Raw genomic sequence first — 17,301 nt, 5'->3', positions numbered from 1 at the left:
GGGCGGGGGTTTTCCCGTTTTGTCACCTCTCCGGACCACCTCTGCAGGCTCCGTTCCTCGCCAGAAAGGCCACCGACTGTGGTTATGAGAATCTTCGGCTGGTCGATCGCGGTCACCATCGTGTCCGTCATCGTGGCCTTCCTGTACGGCGGACTCGAGGCGATGATTCTCGTCCTCATCCTCGGTGTGCTCGAAGTATCACTGTCCTTCGACAACGCCGTCATCAATGCCACCGTGCTGCGACGAATGAGCGAGTTCTGGCAGAAGATCTTCCTCACTATCGGCATCATCATCGCCGTCTTCGGCATGCGCCTGCTGTTCCCGTTGGTCATCGTGTGGGCAGCGTCGGGCCTCGGCCCCGTGGCAGCGATCGATCTGGCGCTGAACCCGCCGCCGAACGACGCTGCGTACTTCGACGACGGACGGCCCAGCTACGAAACTCTGCTCACCGACGCGCATCCACAGATTGCGGCGTTCGGCGGCATGTTCCTGCTGATGCTGTTCCTCGGCTTCATCTTCGAGGATCGCGAGATCACGTGGCTGAGCTGGTTGGAGGAGCCACTGGCCCGCATCGGTCGACTCGATCAGCTCTCCGTCGTCGTCGCAGGTCTGTTGTTGGTTCTGAGCGCAGAGTTCCTGGCCGAGGACGACAAGATCTCCACCGTCATGGTCTCCGGTGTGCTGGGCATGATCACGTACATCGCGGTGAACGGTCTGGGCGAGTTGTTCCACGTCGAAGAAGAGGGCGAAGAGTCCTCCAGCGGACCTAGTGAGCTGGCGAGAGCGACGGGTAAGGCCGGGTTCTTCCTGTTCCTGTACCTCGAGGTGCTCGACGCGTCCTTCTCGTTCGACGGCGTCATCGGTGCGTTCGCCATCACCGCAGACCCGATCATCATCGCGCTCGGCCTGGGCTTCATCGGCGCGATGTTCGTCCGCTCGATCACGGTGTTCCTCGTACGCAAGGGAACGTTGTCCGATTACGTCTACCTCGAGCACGGCGCACACTGGGCCATCGGTGCGCTGTCGATCATCCTGTTGGTGTCGATCGGCGTTCACATCAACGAACTGATCACCGGCTTCGTGGGCATCCTGTTCATCGGAGCTGCGCTGTTGAGCAGCATCCGACGCAACAAGCGTCTCGAGAAGGAAGGCGCGGACACCGAGATCCACGTCTGATCCCGTGGCCCTGCCGTGCTCTCGGCACGGCGGGTCACAGTTCCGCGATGTCCACCAAACCGTCTTGCAAAGCCCTGGCCACCAAACCGGCTTTGGTCGGTGCCGGACGTCCTACCGAGGTGTACTTCGCGCGAATGCGGGTGAGGTGCGTGTTGACGGTGCCGAGCGAGAGAAACAGTGCCCTGGCCACCTCGGTCTTGGAATCGTGCTTGATCCAGCAGAGCAGCACCTCGATCTCGCGGTCGGTCAAGCCGGGTCGAGCCGGGAACGGGCTGGGCGGGGCCGGTACCGGGTGTATCTGCATCGCGGTCGGGACCAGGCCGATAGGCCGCAGCGACCGGCGTGCCGTCGGGGCCGACGCGTTGTTCGCAGAGGGCAAGGGGTCGAGCAGTGCAGACATCAAATCTCCCGGACGCCGAAGTGGTTGAGACCTACTAAACCAACGTGCATGATTCTCACAGGTAAAGCCCAGCTTTTCTGCCCTGATTTATGGGGGCCTTGAAACGTCAACTTTCGCGTCAGCGTGTCACGGCGATACGACAGACTCGTGCCCGTCGGCATCGAGCTCGATGCGCACGTCCCCGCTCGAGCCGCTGACCAGGATGGACGCGACCGATGCCCGGCCGGGCGGCAGAATTCGGGCGGTCACGATGCCGCCCTCGGCACCTCGAAGTGCACCGGAAACCGCACTGCTCACACGCTGCGAGATTGTGGGTTGAACCACAGCAAGACCGCCGTCGCGCGCGAGACGTTCCTCCGCGCTGGAATTGTGTATCAATCCCGTGGCGGCAGTTCGGGCATCGGCAACCAACCGTCTTCGACGGCCCGCTTGTACAGATCGGTCTTCGTCGGTGCCGGACGCCCTGCCTCGGCGTACTTGTTCCGAATGCGCACGAGGTAGTCGTTGACGGTCTGCTCGGACAGTCCGGCGAGACTGGCGACTCGTGCGGCCTTTTCGCCCGACGCATACAGCGCGAGTACCTCGCGTTGACGTGGACTGAGCCCGACGTCGGGTAGCTGCGGATCGCCGTCGATCGCAGCGGCCCAATCCGTCGTGACGACCTGGCCACCGCTGGCGGCGCGCCGGATCGCAGAGACGATAGCGGCAGCGGGGGCGGACTTGCGCACCACACCCAGTACACCGGCACGCGCAGCCGAGCGCACCAGAAAAGCGTTCTCGGCACCGGTGTAGACCAGCACGCGCGCTCCGGCGGCGTGCAGTTGCTCCACGTTGGACCTCGGGGACGAGCCGTCGCCGAGACGGAGGTCCAATACCACCAGATCGAGGTTCTGCTGCTGAGCCAGCAACTCGCCGACCGTGGCGACCATGCACACCAATTCGAGGTCGGGTTCGTCGGCGAGCATCGCCTGGAGGCCGAGAGCCACGGATTCGTGATCTTCGACGAGTCCGACGCGGCGTACCGCGGTGCTCGGTTCCTCCGTCTTCCCATGACCGTGCTGAAGCTGTGTCATGATCCCGCCCCGCTCTGCGTGCTATTGCCCCGGTGATGTCGTCAGCGATATCTCTGCTGGTCGAGGCGATATTACAGACGACTGGTCGGTTTCGCCCGGGAAAGGGACGCGCATCCGAGCCCGGATGAACAGCACGAAGAACACCACCAGCAGCAGCGCCCGGCCCCATACTCCGACGAGCACGAAGAACTCCTCGTCGTTGGCGTCCGTACCCGAGGCGAGCGCCGCGAAATATTTGAAGACGCCGATTCCCATCGACGCATCGACCACCAGATACGCGCCGACCAGACCCCACGGAACCCGCAGCAGGATCAGGAACGGCAGCAGCCAGAGTGTGTACTGCGGTGAGTGCACTTTGTGCAGCAGCATGAATCCGCAGAGCATCGATCCGCTGACCGCAACCCACGGGTAGGTGCCGACAACCTTCGCGCGACGCCAGCCCAGCCACAGCGCGAGAGCGAAGGCGAGAAACACCAGCAGCGGCGACGCGACATCGACCAGATTCTGGAACGACGCCTCGGCCTCGGCGTAGGCGTCGGGAGTCATCCGGTCGGTGATGTACAGATGGCGAAGTCCCCAATACCAGATGGAGTTGGTCGTCAGGTCGGCCTGCCGCAACGATTGGAACGTGAACGAGGCGCGCCACCCCTCGTAGCCGAGTACGGCGAACGGCAGATTCACCGCGGCCACGGTCCCGATGGCGGCACCGGCGACCATCAGGCCACCTCGGATGTCGAAACGGCGTCCGGACTCGCGGCCGTCGATTCCGCCGGTGACCACGTAGGCGATCAGTGGCAGGACGAATGCGCCGGGATAGAGCTTGAGGCAGAATCCGACGGACAGCAGTACCGACGCGATGACCGCCCGCCGCCGCAACGGCATCGGCAACGTCATGACGAAGACCGCGCCGACGGCGGCAGCGACGACGGGCAACTCCCAGTTGTGGAATGCGTACATCACCAGCGGTGGGCCGATCGACCACAGCAAGGCCGGCCAACCGGCCATGCGGCCGAGCATCCAGGCGGTGAGTAGTCCGAAAGGTGCGAGTATCAGGGCCGAGGTCAGCAGAAATTGCGCGTCGGTGTGGGCCGGGATCGCGCCGAGCCACATCAGCACACCGCTGAGGACCGGATATTCCACCGTCCCCCCGGTGAGGACTCCGTCGCTGGTGATGGCCCCGTGGATGTACGGGAAGATGTGGTTGTCGATATCGCGGCCGAGCCACAGGAACTGGATGTCGGAGTAGCAGACCGAGGAATCCTTGATCGCGTCGAACATCGTGCTTCGCCCCGACGCGTCGAACGGCGCAACCGCGCAGCGGGCCTTGTTCAGATATCCCAGGATCAGTCCGAGTGCAGCCATCGCGACGACCACGACGATCGTCGTCGGATTGGCGCGGACCCCGGATCGCATGGTGCAAGACTATGACGCGCTGGGTCGGGACTGTACGTCCGACAGGAATTAGCAGGTCAGCGACCTGTCGTGTATCTTCGAGGGGTTGCTGACGCAACGACCCTCCTGCCACGGATAGTCCGTGGCCGTTTTCACTAGTCCACAGGAGGTGATGAGGTCTTATGCGTCATTACGAATTGATGGTCATTCTCGACCCCAATCTGGACGAGCGCACTGTCGCTCCGTCGCTCGATACGTTCCTCAACGTCGTTCGCAAGGATGGCGGCACCGTCGACAAGGTCGATGTGTGGGGCAAGCGTCGTCTGGCTTACGAAATCCTCAAGCATGCCGAGGGCATCTACGCCGTTGTGAACCTCAACGCCGAGCCTGCCACCGTCAGCGAGCTGGATCGTCAGCTCGGACTCAACGAGTCCGTGTTGCGTACGAAGGTCCTGCGACAGGGCAAGTAATTGTCGGTGACCGGCCCTAGGCTGGCACTCACAACGCTTACTACTGAAAGAGGAACCATGGCAGGCGAGACCGTCATCACCGTCATCGGAAACTTGACGGCTGATCCCGAACTTCGATTCACCCCCGCCGGTGCGGCGGTTGCCAACTTCACGGTTGCATCCACCCCGCGCACATTCGATCGCCAGACGAACGAATGGAAAGACGGCGACGCGCTGTTCATGCGCTGCAACATCTGGCGCGAGGCAGCGGAGAACGTTGCCGAGAGTCTGACCCGAGGCTCACGAGTGATCGTGAGCGGACGGCTGCGGCAGCGTTCGTACGAGACGCGCGAGGGTGAGAAGCGGACAGTCGTCGAGCTCGAAGTCGACGAGATCGGACCTTCACTTCGCTACGCCACCGCAAAGGTCAACAAGGCCAATCGCGGTGGAGGTGGCGGCGGAGGCGGCTTCAACTCCGGCTCGGGTTCCTCCGGCGGATCGGGCGGCGGCCGCTCGAACTCCTCCTCCAACTCCGGTTCCGGCGGAGACGATCCCTGGGGCAGTGCCCCGGCGGCATCGGGCTCCTTCGGCGGACGTGGCGGAGACGAAGAGCCACCGTTCTAGATCCTTCGATCGAGAACAACCAGATGTAACGGAGAAAGACCCATGCCCAAACCGCCATTGCGCGACAAGGTGCTCAAGAAGAAGGCGTGTTCCTTCTGCAAGGAAAAGAACACGGCGATCGATTACAAGGACACGACGTTGCTCCGTAAGTACGTCAGCGATCGCGGAAAGATCCGTGCTCGCCGTGTCACCGGCAACTGCGTCCAGCATCAGCGTGACGTGGCCGTTGCCGTGAAGAACTCGCGTGAGGTAGCACTGCTGCCCTACGCCGCGACGGCTCGATAGAAAGGGGCGATTGGTATGAAACTGATCCTCACCGCTGATGTGGACAACCTCGGTGCGCCTGGCGACACCGTAGAGGTCAAGGACGGCTACGGCCGTAACTTCCTGCTGCCCCGCGGACTGGCCATTCAGGCCACCCGTGGAGCTCAGAAGCAGGTCGACGGCATTCGCCGCGCGCAGGAAGCTCGTGCCGTTCGCGGACTCGAGCACGCCAACGAGCTCAAGCAGGCCATCGAGGGCCTCGAGTCCGTCACGCTGTCTGTCAAGACTGCTGGCGATTCGGGCAAGCTGTTCGGCTCGGTCACCGCGTCGGACGTCGCTTCTGCACTCAAGGCTGCCGGTGGACCGATTGTCGACAAGCGCAGCATCGATCTGCCGAAGGCTCACGTCAAGACCACGGGCAAGCACGACATCGTCGTGAACCTGCATCCCGACGTGACCGCCAAGTTCAAGCTGGAGGTCGTCGGAAGCTGATTTCAGCTTTCGGCCCGAAACGGCTGACAAAAACCCCACGAACTCCGGTTCGTGGGGTTTTTTCGTGCCATCTCACAAAAATCAACTGTCACAACGGTTTCCGGATTGTGAACGATCTCTCTCTATGGCTGCTTCAGCCAAGGTTTGCGTACCCTTTACGTGGGGGCGACATTCGACGCCGGAACAGATCGACCGACCTGACGCCTAGACGCCCGGAGGAACTGCCGTGACAACAACAGCAGAGCACGACTCGGAACCCAGCCCGACGACCCGATCCGAGCCGCCGTCTCGGTTCGGGTCGGTGATCAAGTACGACCTTCCGGCATCACTCGTCGTTTTCCTTGTGGCAGTGCCGCTTTCGATCGGCATTGCCGTTGCCTCCGGCGCACCGATCATGGCCGGCCTCATCGCCGCCGTGGTCGGCGGTATTCTTGCCGGTATTCTCGGCGGTTCGCCGTTGCAGGTCAGCGGCCCCGCGGCGGGTCTGACCGTGGTGGTGGCGGAGTTGGTCAACCAATTCGGTTGGGCAGTAACGTGCGCCATCACCGTCCTGGCCGGTGCCGTGCAGATCATGTTGGGCATGAGCCGCATTGCGCGCAGCGCCCTTGCCATCTCGCCCGTGGTGGTGCACGCCATGCTCGCTGGTATCGGTACAACCATTGCGCTGCAACAGGTTCACGTACTGCTCGGGGGTGAGTCCGAGAGTTCGGCCGTACAGAACCTCCTCGCGATCCCCACGTCCGTCGCGAACGGCCAATGGCCGTCGATCGTCGTCGGCGGAATCGTGGTCGTGCTCATGTTCGCCTGGCCACGATTGGCCGAGCTGTCCAGTGTGTTGGCGAAGGTCGCCAAGGTTCCCGCCGCACTCGTCGCAGTGGTCACCGCCACCGCGGTCTCGATCCTGTTCTCCCTCGACGTCGAGCGAATAGAGTTGCCGGGCAACCTGATCGAAGCACTGAGCTTTCCGATCATGCCCGATGGGCAATGGAGCGCATTCGTCACCGGAGTCATCACCATCGCGTTGATCGCCAGCGTCGAAAGTCTGTTGTCCGCGGTTGCCGTCGACAAGATGCACAGCGGCGAGCGCACCAACTTCGACCGCGAGTTGATGGCACAGGGTGTGGGCAACATGGCGTCCGGTGCCATCGGTGGTCTGCCGATCACCGGCGTCATCGTGCGTAGTGCCACCAACGTCAAGGTCGGTGCCAAGTCTCGTGCGTCGGCCATTCTGCACGGCGTGTGGATTCTGATCTTCTCGGTGCTGTTCATCTCGATCGTCGAACTCGTCCCGTTCGCTGCACTCGCCGGTCTGTTGGTGATGATCGGTGTGCAGTTGATCAAGTTGGCGGACATCAAGATTGCCAACAAGACCGGCGACATCGCGGTCTATGCAGTGACCGTCGTCGGTGTGGTGGCCCTCAATTTGCTCGAAGGCGTGTTGATCGGATTGGCGCTGTCGATCATCTTGGTTCTGCGTCGCGTGGTGTGGGCGAAGGTCCGAGCAGAAGAAGCGGTGGACGGTACCTGGCGCGTCGTCGTAGAGGGTTCGTTGAGTTTCCTAGCGCTCCCGAGACTGACTCACGTGCTCTCGACAGTCCCTGTGGGTACAACCGTCACCGTGCGCTTGGGCGTCGACTTCCTGGACCACGCGGTGCACGACGCGTTGAACGAGTGGATGCGGCAACACGAACTCGGCGGCGGCACAGTGAAAGTCGAGGAAGTGGGTACAGCCTCGATGGCTGCCGCTGCCGAGGGGCCACCCAAGCGTGGGTCTGCGACGATCCGCAGTTCCTTGGCTCCGTGGCGCGCATGGCAGGTCAAGAGCGATGTGACGCAGAAGGATTCGCCGGTAGCGCTACGGGCGGTGATGAGCGGCGTGGCCGAATACCACCGCACTCATGCTCCCAATATTCGTCCGCACCTCGAGGGGTTGACCGACAAGCAGGATCCGGACACCCTCTTTCTTTGCTGCGTGGATTCGCGCGTCATGCCCAACACGATCACCAGTAGTGGCCCGGGCGATCTGTTCACGGTCCGCAACATGGGCAACCTCGTTCCCGCCAAGGGGCAGGATTGCTCCGTGGAGGCTGCGTTGGCGTTCGGTGTGGATCAGCTGGGCACCTCGTCGGTGGTGGTGTGCGGGCACTCTGGCTGCGGTGCCATGAAAGCGGTGCTGAGTGGGCCGGAGAATGCCGCCGACGAGTCCGTGGCGGAATGGCTGGGTCACGCGGTGGCGAGTGTGGACGCGTACCGCAGCGGGCACGTGGTGGGTCGTCAGGCAGCGGAGCTCGGTTTCGGCGAGGCGGATCAACTCGCCATGGTGAACGTGGCCGTGCAGTTGCAGACGCTCACTCGCCACCGGGTGGTGGGGCGCGCCCACGCCGAGGGCCGCCTGCACATCACCGGGCTGTTCTTCGACATTCCGACGGCCCGGGTGCTCCGGATCGGCACCAGAGAGGTCACAGTGCTCGATCCGGCCGATTGCCCGCAGTGACGCCTGATCGGCGGTGACGAGGGGTCCGATTCCAAGTCTGGAATCGGGCCGTTTCCGTGGAAACGGGACAGCGGTCTGTTTATGTGATGAATCCCAGACTCTGTGACCTAGTTCACCCTGGGGTTCACTCGGCATTTACTCAACACGCCCGAGCTGTCAATTCGACCGACACGCCGATCCAGAATCAATGCACAGGAAGAAAACTTTATGTACACCCGTCGACCAGGCTGAACAGGCAAAACCGCCGAAGTTATACCCAGGTTATCCCCAGGTGGTCAACACCGTTGTTCAAGCCCATCCACATTTCATCCACAGATTCATCCCCAGGCCGTGTTGTGACTACTGCCGATTGCGCTTAACGTCCGTGCAGCGTCTCTCTCGACGGCCGTGAACGGCGACGAGACTGCGTGAATCCGGTGGCGGTCAGGACATGTCGGTGCCCGGGGGTAGAACTTGCTCGAGAGCACGGCCGAGTGATATTCGGCGGTGCTGACGACTATGGGGAGAGGACGGCCGGTTCGCGTGGCAGTTGTGGACGATCGAGGACAGTCCGACTACTCCGGCTCCTCCTCCAGCGAGGGGCCCGGTGAGGACTTCGGTCGCCAACCTCCGCAGGACATGGCCGCCGAGCAGTCCGTGTTGGGCGGCATGCTGCTGAGCAAAGACGCCATTGCCGACGTGCTCGAGGTGCTGCGGCCGGGAGACTTCTACCGGCCGGCGCACCAGAACGTGTACGACGCGATTCTGGATCTCTACAGCCGCGGTGAGCCTGCCGACCCGGTGACCGTCTCGGCCGAGCTCGATCGACGCGGCGAGCTCAAGCGCATCGGTGGCCCGCCCTACTTGATCACGCTCACTCAGACGACGCCCACGGCAGCCAACGCTGGTTACTACGCCGAGATCGTCGCGGAGAAGTCGATCCTCCGACGCCTCGTGCAGGCCGGCACGCGCATCGTGCAGTTCGGTTACGCAGGTGCCGACGGCCAGGACGTCGCCGAGGTCGTCGACCGCGCGCAGGCCGAGGTCTACGAAGTCACCGAGCGACGCACCTCCGAGGACTTTCTGCCTCTGGAAGAGCTGCTGCAGCCCACGATGGACGAAATCGACTCCATCGCCAGTCGCGGCGGCATCTCCCTCGGCGTGCCGACGGGATTCGCCGAACTCGACGAAATCACCAACGGTCTTCACCCTGGTCAGATGATCATTGTCGCGGCTAGACCTGGCGTGGGTAAGTCGACCCTAAGTATGGATTTCATGCGCTCGTGCTCCATCAAGCACGGTATGCCCAGTGTCATTTTCTCTCTGGAGATGAGTCGCACCGAGATCGTCATGCGTCTGTTGTCCGCGGAGGCGAAGATCAAGCTCGGTGACATGCGTTCGGGAAAGATGACCGACGACGACTGGACCAGGTTGGCCCGGCGCATGAGCGAGATCAGCGAAGCACCGCTGTTCGTAGACGACTCCCCGAACCTGACGATGATGGAGATCCGTGCGAAGGCGCGACGCCTGAAGCAGCGCAACGGCCTGAAACTCATTGTGGTGGACTACCTTCAGCTGATGTCGTCCGGCAAGAAGGTCGAGTCGCGGCAGCAGGAGGTCTCGGACTTTTCCCGTCAGCTCAAGCTGTTGGCCAAGGAACTCGAATGCCCGGTGGTCGCTGTCTGCCAGCTCAACCGTGGTCCGGAGCAGCGAACCGACAAGAAGCCGATGGTCTCGGATCTCCGTGAGTCCGGCTCCTTGGAGCAGGACGCCGACATGGTGATTCTGCTGCACCGCCCCGACGCGATCGAGCGAGACGACCCCCGCGGCGGTGAGGCCGACCTGATCCTCGGCAAGCACCGTAACGGTCCGACAGCGACAATCACTGTGGCGCACCAGCTTCACCTGTCGCGGTTCGTGGATATGGCGCGGGGCTAGTCGGAGCAGTCGGTAGACCGCAGATCTTTCGTCAGTGCGGTCCACACGTCGATCGGGCCGGGATGAGGACGCCGCAGCCACGCGGCGGCCTGGTCGTCTACGTAGAGGAAGAAGAGTGTGAACGTGTGCGACCCGTCGGGATTTCGTGCCCCGCCGCTACCGGCCAGCAGTTCGTTTCCGGCCGGCATGTCATGTTCGACTGTTTCGAGTACGTCCTCGCGTGTCCAGTTCCCGTGGAGCGGTCCAGGAATCCTCAGTGTGGGTGTGCCGGGAAATGGAGTCGCTTCGACGATCCGTATGTCGCGCACATGAATCCCGTCCGCCCGGAAGGTTCCGGCAATGGTTACCAGGTTGCCGGCCGAGGAGGCATCGAGATCGGAACCGATCAACGGTAGCCGCGACACACTCGAGGACTCCGGTGTCCGATTGGGACTATCGGGTTCGATGAACAGCGAACCGTCGGAATCCGCCACGAGTGTGCCGCGTCCGATGATGGGGTCGCCGACGGCGACGACGACGTGCTCGAGATCCACGAACCCGAGTCTGCGCTCGTGCGGCGGCGACGGTCAACTGTCTTCGTCCCCACTGTCCTGCGGAATACCGGGCAGCAATCGAGACGTCGTTTCGCCCGCGCACAGGGGTTGAACAAACCCAGCGTTCGGTTTATGGTGACGCCACCGATCCGACGAGAGGCCGAACATGAAATCGAACCGCGTGCGCACCCTGGTCGTATCCAGCTTCGTTGCTGTGGCAATGCTGGGCGCAGCCCCCTCCGCATCGGCTGCTCCCACCGATCCGGTGCCACCGACTTTCGGATCGTCGGGTCTGACCGTGGCGCAGGTCGACGACATCATTCGGCTTTTCCTACCGGGTCACTGCACGATCATGGGCAGTGTCGGCTGCGTCTCCCCCGCAGCCCTTCTCGGCTGACCTGCGCGTTGATGCTCCGGGACGCGACACGGATGCCCGTCCCGAACCACTCTCGCTATGTGCGTGTGCGCGGACAGCATCTCCGAGGTCGCTAACCAACACCAACGGCGCTGGTCCAACGCTGGGTCGCGTATTCTCGCTGAGATCGACCGCATCATCCGACGCAGCAATCGACGAAAGTAATCATGCCCGAGGACCAGAACGCAGACGTTCCCCCGAATCATCTCTCCATCGATCCGCGCAGCAAGTTCTACGACGAAGAAGTTCTTCGCCGCGACGTGGGCATTCGCTTCAACGGCGTCGAGAAGACGAGTATTCGCGAATACAACGTCACCGAGGGCTGGGTGCGCGTCGAAGTTCCGACCGCCAAGGATCGCTACGGAAACCCCATGCTCGTCAAGCTCAAGGGCACGGTCGAACCGTACTTCCGCGACGCACAGTAGCAAGCCTCGGCGTCTGAGCCGAGTAGCCGTCGGGCAGCAAACAACAGTGCGATGGCAGGCGCGGTCCCTAGGTTCGACGGCGAGTGGCGGCACTTGCCCGTGTTCAAGACCTTCCGGATATACGTAGACACATGCCAGGCGGATACGTCCACGCAATGGTGGATGCATGACCAACACCTACTTGCACGACGCGGTCGACGGTGCTCGAACCGCCTCCGTCATAAACGAACTCGATACTCTGCTCGCCGTCGATGGTCATCCGATTCGGTCCCGGGCGACCGTAGTGGGGAGTGATCCACTCGTCCCGTCTCCACATCGACTCGCGGACGCGACCTCGGCCGCTATTGCGGCGTTCGGACTCCAGATCGCAGGCATTGCCGAGGATGCAGGGCTTTCTCCGCAGACCGTCACGGTGAAGGCGGAGGACGCAATCGATCAGCTCCGCGCGTCCTACCTCACTACGGTGTCGGGCGTACCCGCGGCGCATCTGGTCGAAGATCCTCGCGCACTGGGCAACAACGATTTCTATCAGTGTCGGGATGGGCGATGGATCTTTCTGATCACCACCTACGCCGGCCTGCGTGACGCCGTGTGTCGAGCGCTGAATTGCCCGCCGTTTCCCGATCGAATCGCTGAGGCGGCACTTCACTGGGATGCTGATGCCCTGGAGCAGGCTGTGGTTGCCGGCGGAGGCGTTGCTGCCGTCGTGCGCAGCACCGAGGAGTGGCGTTCTTCGGAGATGGCCCGCTACCTACTGGGGCGAGGGGTGATCGAACTCGAGCAGATAGGCCCGGGACCTCGCGAGGCATTGCCCAGCGCCTCGGAGTGGCCCCCACTCGGCTCGCTTCGGGTGGCCGACCTCACCCACGTCATCGCGGGACCGGTCTCGACGCGTTTACTGGCAGCGTTCGGTGCCGACGTGATGCATGTGTCCAGGCCGGACCTGCCAGATCCCAACGCGATGGTGGCGATGACAGGAGGAGGAAAGCGAAATGCTTTTGCCGACCTGCGGGATCCGGAACAGAGTGAAGCGTTTCGCCGGTTGTGTGCGGGTGCCGATGTCGTGGTCGACTCCTACCGCGGCATGGATCGGCGGGGCTTCGGAGCACACGAACTGGCCGCAGTTCGTCCAGGGGTGGTGGTGTGCGAGTATCACTGCTGGGGTGCGGACGGACCGTGGGGAGCGCGCGGTGGATTCGACCAACTGGCCTGCTCTGCAACGGGGTTCGCTGATTCCGAGAACTTCGATGGGCGTCCGTCACTTCCGCCTACCTACCTGCTCAACGACTACCTTGCGGCTTATTTGGGCGCAGCCGGAACGGTAGCGGCGCTGCGTCGTCGTGCGATCGTGGGCGGTTCCTGGCGGGTCCGCGTCAACCTCGCTCGGGTGTGCATGTGGGTACAGGACCTCGGCCTGTTCGATCAGGACGATGTAGCCGCACTCCCCCGGCCCAGTCGACCGAACATCGACCTGGTGACCGTGGACTCTCCATTCGGACCGATCGCCGAGCCTGTACTTCCGCTGACGTTCGGCGACCTACCCACGCCGGTGTGGGGAGTGCCGCGGACCCTGGGAAGCTCACCGTTGCAGTGGTGAGTGTCTAGCGCGAACTGTGTTGCGCTGCTGCGCGGAACAGCATCGCGGCGGCCGCATCGGTGCGTCCGGAGTCCCCTGTGGTGAAGCGGTCCAGAAGCAGTCCTCGAAAAGCCGCACCCACGGTTGTTGCCTGGACGAGTGCCGCTGCGGAGTCCATCCCGCAACGGGCCATGGCGGCGGCCAAGGCGTTTGTGAGGGCACGTACGCTGTCGCGTGCGAAGTCCGCGAGCACACCGGACTTGATCGATGCAATACCGATGACTTGCATCAGGATTCGTGAGCTGACTGCATCTCCTCCATCGGACATCGACATCCACAGGCGATGCAGTCTCTGCTCGAGCTGCGCGTAATCGTGCACGTCGCCGAACATCTCGTCGAACGCAGGTCGTTGGCTGCTCAGCGCCTGCACGATCAAGTTCTCACGAGAATCGAAGTAGTAGATCAACATTCGAGAGCTGGTACCGAGTTCGGCGGCCAGCGGACGAAGCGTCAAGTCGTCGAGTCCATGGGTGCCGATGTATTCGACAACGCGGCCGAGCAGTTCGATTCGCTTGTCATGATCGAGGGGACGGGCCACGGTTTGACTGTACCGGTCGCTACATGTATTTATGGGCACTATGAGTGAACCGATCGCTACACAAACTTCAGACCACGCCGTCGTCACCGGTTATGTGGCGACGACGGCGCTCGCGGACGACGCCGACGTCACGTGGGAGCGCTTGCTCGACGGTCGTAGCGGAATAGGCCCCCTCGAGAGTGCGTTCGTCTCGGATTACGACCTTCCGGTCCGCATCGGCGGGGTGTTGCAGATGGCACTGTCCGATCATCTGACCCGCGTGGAGCAGCGCAGATTGTCCTTTGTCGAGCAGCTGGCGATAGTGCTGGGGCGTCGACTGTGGGGTTCCTCCGGTCTGCGCGGCATGGACCCGGACCGACTCGCCGTGGCAGTGGGCACCGGACTCGGTGGCGGTGACGCCTTGATCGGGGCCGTCGACGCGATGCGGGCAGGTGGATACCGAAAGGTGTCGCCGATGTCGGTGCCCATGGTCATGCCGAACGGCCCTGCGGCTCATATCGGTCTCGAGGTCGGGGCCCGTGCTGGGGTGTTCACACCGGTGTCGGCGTGCTCGTCTGGTTCGGAAGCCTTGGCTCACGCATGGCGATTGATCGCGACGGGCGAAGCGGACGTCGTTATCGCGGGTGGTGTGGAGGGGCATATCGATGCCGTTCCGATCGCAAGCTTTTCGATGATGCGTGCCATGAGCACGCGGAACGACGAACCGACCCGCGCGTCGAGGCCGTTCGATCGTGATCGCGACGGATTCGTGTTCGGGGAAGCCGGAGCGCTGCTGATCGTAGAGTCGGAACAACATGCGGTCGCTCGTGGTGCACAGATTCATGGTCGGTTGCTGGGCGCGGGCATCACCTCGGATGGATTCCATATCGTGGCACCCGACCCGGAGGGACGAGGAATTCGTAAGGCGATGGAAAAAGCCCTTCGCACAGCGGGTTTGAGTGCTCGGGATATCGCTCACGTCAACGCACACGCAACCGCGACTCCGATAGGCGACCTGTCCGAGGCCAAAGCCATCGCCGCTGTCGTCGGCCACGCCTCCGTCTACGCGCCGAAGTCCGCGCTCGGTCATTCGATCGGTGCGGTCGGAGCACTGGAGGCAATACTGACAATGCTGACGATCCGCGATTGCGAGGTACCGCCGACCTTGAATCTGGAGAACCAGGATTCCGCAGTCGATCTCGACGTCGTGGGTTCCCGACGTAGTCAAAGTATCGACTACGCGTTGAGCACGTCGATCGGGTTCGGTGGTCACAACGTCGCCCTCGCGTTCGGGCGCTACTGATCAGATTCGATATCGGATCAGACGCGAACTGTTTCCGACCACCGCGACCGACGAAGCATTGTGCAAGATCGCTGCGAGCACGGGAGACAATGCGCCACCCGCGCTGACGACGAGGCCGAGAGCGTTGACGGCAATGGACATCCCGTAGTTCTGGCGGATGACGGACACCGAGTGCCGGCCGAGGTCACGCACGTCGAGCAGGCGCGACAAGTCGTCGCTCGCCAGGGCCACGTCCGCGGTCTCGACGGCAACGTCGGTGCCCGCCAACCCCATCGCGATGCCGATGTCGGCGACGGCGAGAGCGGGGGCGTCGTTGGTACCGTCTCCGACCATCGCCACGACGTAGCCCGCCTCCTGCAATTCGCGCACTGCCTCGAGCTTCTCGTCCGGCATGACCTCGGCCCGCCACTCGGTGATCCCGAGTTCCGCTGCGACTGCCGCCGCAGTCTTCGGGTGGTCGCCGGTGAGCATGATGATTCGCTCGACGCCGTCGGCGCGGAGTGCATCCAGAACGGCGGATGCGTTGGCACGGACCTCGTCTCGCAAGCTGATCAAGCCGACGAGTACGCCGTCGACGGCCAACAACAGCGGCGTCTCGGCTTCGCCCTGTAGCCGTGAAACCCATTGCTGTGCATCCTCGGACACAGCGACGTCCTCGCTCCGCAGAAGAGAGGGACTGCCCAGTAGCAGCGTCCTCCCGTCCGCGACCGTCCGCATGCCGAGTCCGACGATCACCTCGCACTCCTCGTGCGGAGGAATGACGATGTGCCGCTCCTCGGTACTCCTGATGACGGCCTCCGCCAGAGGATGTCGAGAGTGAATCTCGGAACTGGCGGCGTAGGCCAGCACCTGCTCCGGCTCCCAATCATCCTGGAAAGACACGACATTAGTCACGACAGGGCGGCCCACCGTCAGGGTGCCGGTCTTGTCGAAGACGAAGGCGTCGACTCTGCCCGCCTGTTCCAGATGCGATCCGCCCTTGATGAGAATTCCCCGACGAGCCCCGTTGCCGATGGCGGCGCTGATCGCCGTGGGCGTGGACAGCCCAACCGCGCACGGGCACGCGACCAGCAGCATCGTCATGGCTCGTCGAACATCGCGGGTCACGACGAGCGTCAGAGCCGACAGGATGAACGATGCGGGGACGAAGCGGCGTGAAAAATTCTCTCCCACAGTCTGAATCGGTGCGCGATCCTCCTGCGCCTCCTCGACGCGGGAGATGATGCGGCCGATCGTGGTGTCGCGACCGACGGCCGAAGCGCGTACGACGAGGCGGCCGCGGACGACGACGGATCCCGCATGAATCCGGTCGCCGGCGACGATCGATACCGGCAGGGTCTCGCCGGTGATAGCGGACTGATCGACGACCGCATCACCGTCGACCACGGTCCCGTCGACGGGAACGCCCACGTGATCGTGTACGACCACCTCGTCGCCGATTTCCAGTCGATCGACGTCGACCGAGATTTCGGAGCCGTCGGGCAGCCTGATCCAGGCGGTGTCCTGAGTGCCGGTCAACAGATCGGAGATGGCGCGTCGAGTGCGCTTGAGGGTCAATTCCTGCAGGTACTCACCGATGTTCAGCAGCCACAGCACCGTGAGGGCGACGACATTCTCGCGCAGCACGAGGCTGGCCACGGTTGCGGCGCTGACGAGTGCGTCGGTTCCTGCCGTCCTGTTTCCGGCCAGCGAGCGCACGGCTCCCTTGAGGAACGGGTAGCCGGTGAAGATCGTCGCGCCGGTGGCGACGAGACGGCTGGTAGGACCGAGGAGGGGCGGCCGACGGAACGCGTACCGGCGGAATCCGAGCAGGACCAGTGCCGCGCCGCCGATGGTCATCCGCAGAACGTCGCCGCTGGTGACGTCGGCTGAGCGCGGACTACGTACCGGTACCAGGGCCCAGTTCGTCGTGCGTCCGGCATGGACCGCGTCGAAGAGTTCGGCCCTGTCGATACGTGTGCGGGAGTACCAGATGACGACCGACGCAGTTCGCGGATACGCATGAACTGCGCGCACTCCGCGGATCTTGTCCACGTGGTCCTCGACCGCAACGGCTCGGCCCGGACTCGAGCGGAGCCAGTCGACGCGCAGTCGCATGCGACCGGCAGCGTCGGAGAGGATTTCGATTCCGTCTGCGTGCGTCGCGTCGATGTCGAGGGGACGTTCGGCGAGGGTCGTCATAGTCGAAAGC

General features: G+C 63.2%; 18 protein-coding genes. 11 read left to right on the top strand and 7 right to left on the bottom strand.

Going from position 1 to position 17,301, the window contains the following annotated elements; genetic code table 11:
• The first annotated feature begins 78 nt into the window (after nt 1-78).
• Nucleotides 79-1,176: a DUF475 domain-containing protein gene (locus tag ACFI9K_RS11120; RefSeq protein WP_462663547.1), complete on the top strand. Its 1,098-nt coding sequence runs from the start codon at nt 79-81 to the stop codon at nt 1,174-1,176.
• A 34-nt stretch (nt 1,177-1,210) separates the two neighbouring features.
• Here the strand turns inward: ACFI9K_RS11120 and ACFI9K_RS11115 are convergent, their stop codons facing one another.
• The 4 genes from ACFI9K_RS11115 to ACFI9K_RS11100 form a co-directional block, all read right to left on the bottom strand.
• Nucleotides 1,211-1,576 carry a response regulator transcription factor gene (locus ACFI9K_RS11115; protein ID WP_462663546.1) on the bottom strand — a complete coding sequence of 122 codons (366 nt, stop codon included), beginning with the start codon at nt 1,574-1,576 and terminating at the stop codon, nt 1,211-1,213.
• Between the two features lie 126 nt (nt 1,577-1,702).
• Nucleotides 1,703-1,873 carry a hypothetical protein gene (locus ACFI9K_RS11110; RefSeq protein ID WP_462663545.1) on the bottom strand — a complete coding sequence of 57 codons (171 nt, stop codon included), beginning with the start codon at nt 1,871-1,873 and terminating at the stop codon, nt 1,703-1,705.
• A 77-nt stretch (nt 1,874-1,950) separates the two neighbouring features.
• Nucleotides 1,951-2,649 carry a response regulator transcription factor gene (locus tag ACFI9K_RS11105; protein WP_462663544.1) on the bottom strand — a complete coding sequence of 233 codons (699 nt, stop codon included), beginning with the start codon at nt 2,647-2,649 and terminating at the stop codon, nt 1,951-1,953.
• A 21-nt stretch (nt 2,650-2,670) separates the two neighbouring features.
• Nucleotides 2,671-4,062 carry a hypothetical protein gene (locus tag ACFI9K_RS11100; RefSeq protein ID WP_462663543.1) on the bottom strand — a complete coding sequence of 464 codons (1,392 nt, stop codon included), beginning with the start codon at nt 4,060-4,062 and terminating at the stop codon, nt 2,671-2,673.
• A gap of 161 nt (nt 4,063-4,223) precedes the next feature.
• Here ACFI9K_RS11100 and rpsF point away from each other — a divergent pair, with 161 nt between their 5' ends.
• From rpsF to dnaB, 6 genes are all read left to right on the top strand, one after another.
• Nucleotides 4,224-4,511, top strand: a complete 288-nt coding sequence (gene rpsF, locus ACFI9K_RS11095) for a 30S ribosomal protein S6 (protein ID WP_008711385.1) — start codon at nt 4,224-4,226, stop codon at nt 4,509-4,511.
• Nucleotides 4,512-4,568: 57 nt separating this feature from the next.
• Nucleotides 4,569-5,114, top strand: coding sequence for a single-stranded DNA-binding protein (locus ACFI9K_RS11090; RefSeq protein WP_027495079.1), 546 nt, complete (start codon nt 4,569-4,571; stop codon nt 5,112-5,114).
• 42 nt (nt 5,115-5,156) lie between these two features.
• Nucleotides 5,157-5,399, top strand: a complete 243-nt coding sequence (gene rpsR, locus ACFI9K_RS11085) for a 30S ribosomal protein S18 (RefSeq protein WP_027495080.1) — start codon at nt 5,157-5,159, stop codon at nt 5,397-5,399.
• A 15-nt stretch (nt 5,400-5,414) separates the two neighbouring features.
• On the top strand, nt 5,415-5,870 hold the full coding sequence (gene rplI / locus ACFI9K_RS11080; protein WP_462663542.1) for a 50S ribosomal protein L9: 456 nt from the start codon (nt 5,415-5,417) through the stop codon (nt 5,868-5,870).
• Between the two features lie 226 nt (nt 5,871-6,096).
• Nucleotides 6,097-8,364: a SulP family inorganic anion transporter gene (locus ACFI9K_RS11075; RefSeq protein ID WP_462663541.1), complete on the top strand. Its 2,268-nt coding sequence runs from the start codon at nt 6,097-6,099 to the stop codon at nt 8,362-8,364.
• Nucleotides 8,365-8,886: 522 nt separating this feature from the next.
• Nucleotides 8,887-10,281 (top strand): replicative DNA helicase, encoded by a 1,395-nt coding sequence (gene dnaB, locus ACFI9K_RS11070; RefSeq protein ID WP_222091507.1) that lies wholly within the window; start codon nt 8,887-8,889, stop codon nt 10,279-10,281.
• On the opposite strand, the gene ACFI9K_RS11065 is transcribed toward dnaB, so the two are convergent.
• Complete coding sequence (locus tag ACFI9K_RS11065) at nt 10,278-10,814, bottom strand: hypothetical protein (protein WP_462663540.1); 537 nt, start codon at nt 10,812-10,814, stop codon at nt 10,278-10,280. The two genes, dnaB and ACFI9K_RS11065, sit on opposite strands and share 4 nt — an antisense overlap.
• A 166-nt stretch (nt 10,815-10,980) precedes the next feature.
• On the opposite strand from ACFI9K_RS11065, the gene ACFI9K_RS11060 reads away from it, so the two are divergent.
• The 3 genes from ACFI9K_RS11060 (at nt 10,981) to ACFI9K_RS11050 (ending at nt 13,251) form a co-directional block, all read left to right on the top strand.
• Nucleotides 10,981-11,211: a hypothetical protein gene (locus ACFI9K_RS11060; protein ID WP_462663539.1), complete on the top strand. Its 231-nt coding sequence runs from the start codon at nt 10,981-10,983 to the stop codon at nt 11,209-11,211.
• A 185-nt stretch (nt 11,212-11,396) separates the two neighbouring features.
• Entirely contained in the window at nt 11,397-11,654 is a 258-nt protein-coding gene (locus tag ACFI9K_RS11055; protein WP_462663538.1) for a DUF3297 family protein, read from the top strand.
• 166 nt (nt 11,655-11,820) lie between these two features.
• The gene (locus tag ACFI9K_RS11050) at nt 11,821-13,251 is read left to right on the top strand and encodes a CoA transferase (RefSeq protein ID WP_462663537.1); all 1,431 of its coding nucleotides are present in this window, start codon (nt 11,821-11,823) and stop codon (nt 13,249-13,251) included.
• A 4-nt stretch (nt 13,252-13,255) separates the two neighbouring features.
• Here ACFI9K_RS11050 and ACFI9K_RS11045 read toward each other — a convergent pair whose 3' ends face one another.
• Nucleotides 13,256-13,828 (bottom strand): TetR family transcriptional regulator, encoded by a 573-nt coding sequence (locus ACFI9K_RS11045; protein WP_462663536.1) that lies wholly within the window; start codon nt 13,826-13,828, stop codon nt 13,256-13,258.
• A gap of 31 nt (nt 13,829-13,859) precedes the next feature.
• Between ACFI9K_RS11045 and ACFI9K_RS11040 the strand changes: the two genes are divergently transcribed.
• Entirely contained in the window at nt 13,860-15,110 is a 1,251-nt protein-coding gene (locus tag ACFI9K_RS11040) for a KasA/KasB family beta-ketoacyl-ACP synthase (protein WP_462663535.1), read from the top strand.
• Here the strand turns inward: ACFI9K_RS11040 and ACFI9K_RS11035 are convergent, their stop codons facing one another.
• On the bottom strand, nt 15,111-17,291 hold the full coding sequence (locus ACFI9K_RS11035; RefSeq protein WP_462663534.1) for a heavy metal translocating P-type ATPase: 2,181 nt from the start codon (nt 17,289-17,291) through the stop codon (nt 15,111-15,113).
• Nucleotides 17,292-17,301: the final 10 nt, after the last annotated feature.

It is taken from the genome of Rhodococcus sp. PSi06 (assembly GCF_054960675.1).
Note: the sequence above shows the minus strand (reverse complement) of the source record. Positions and strands in the feature narration are given on the sequence as shown.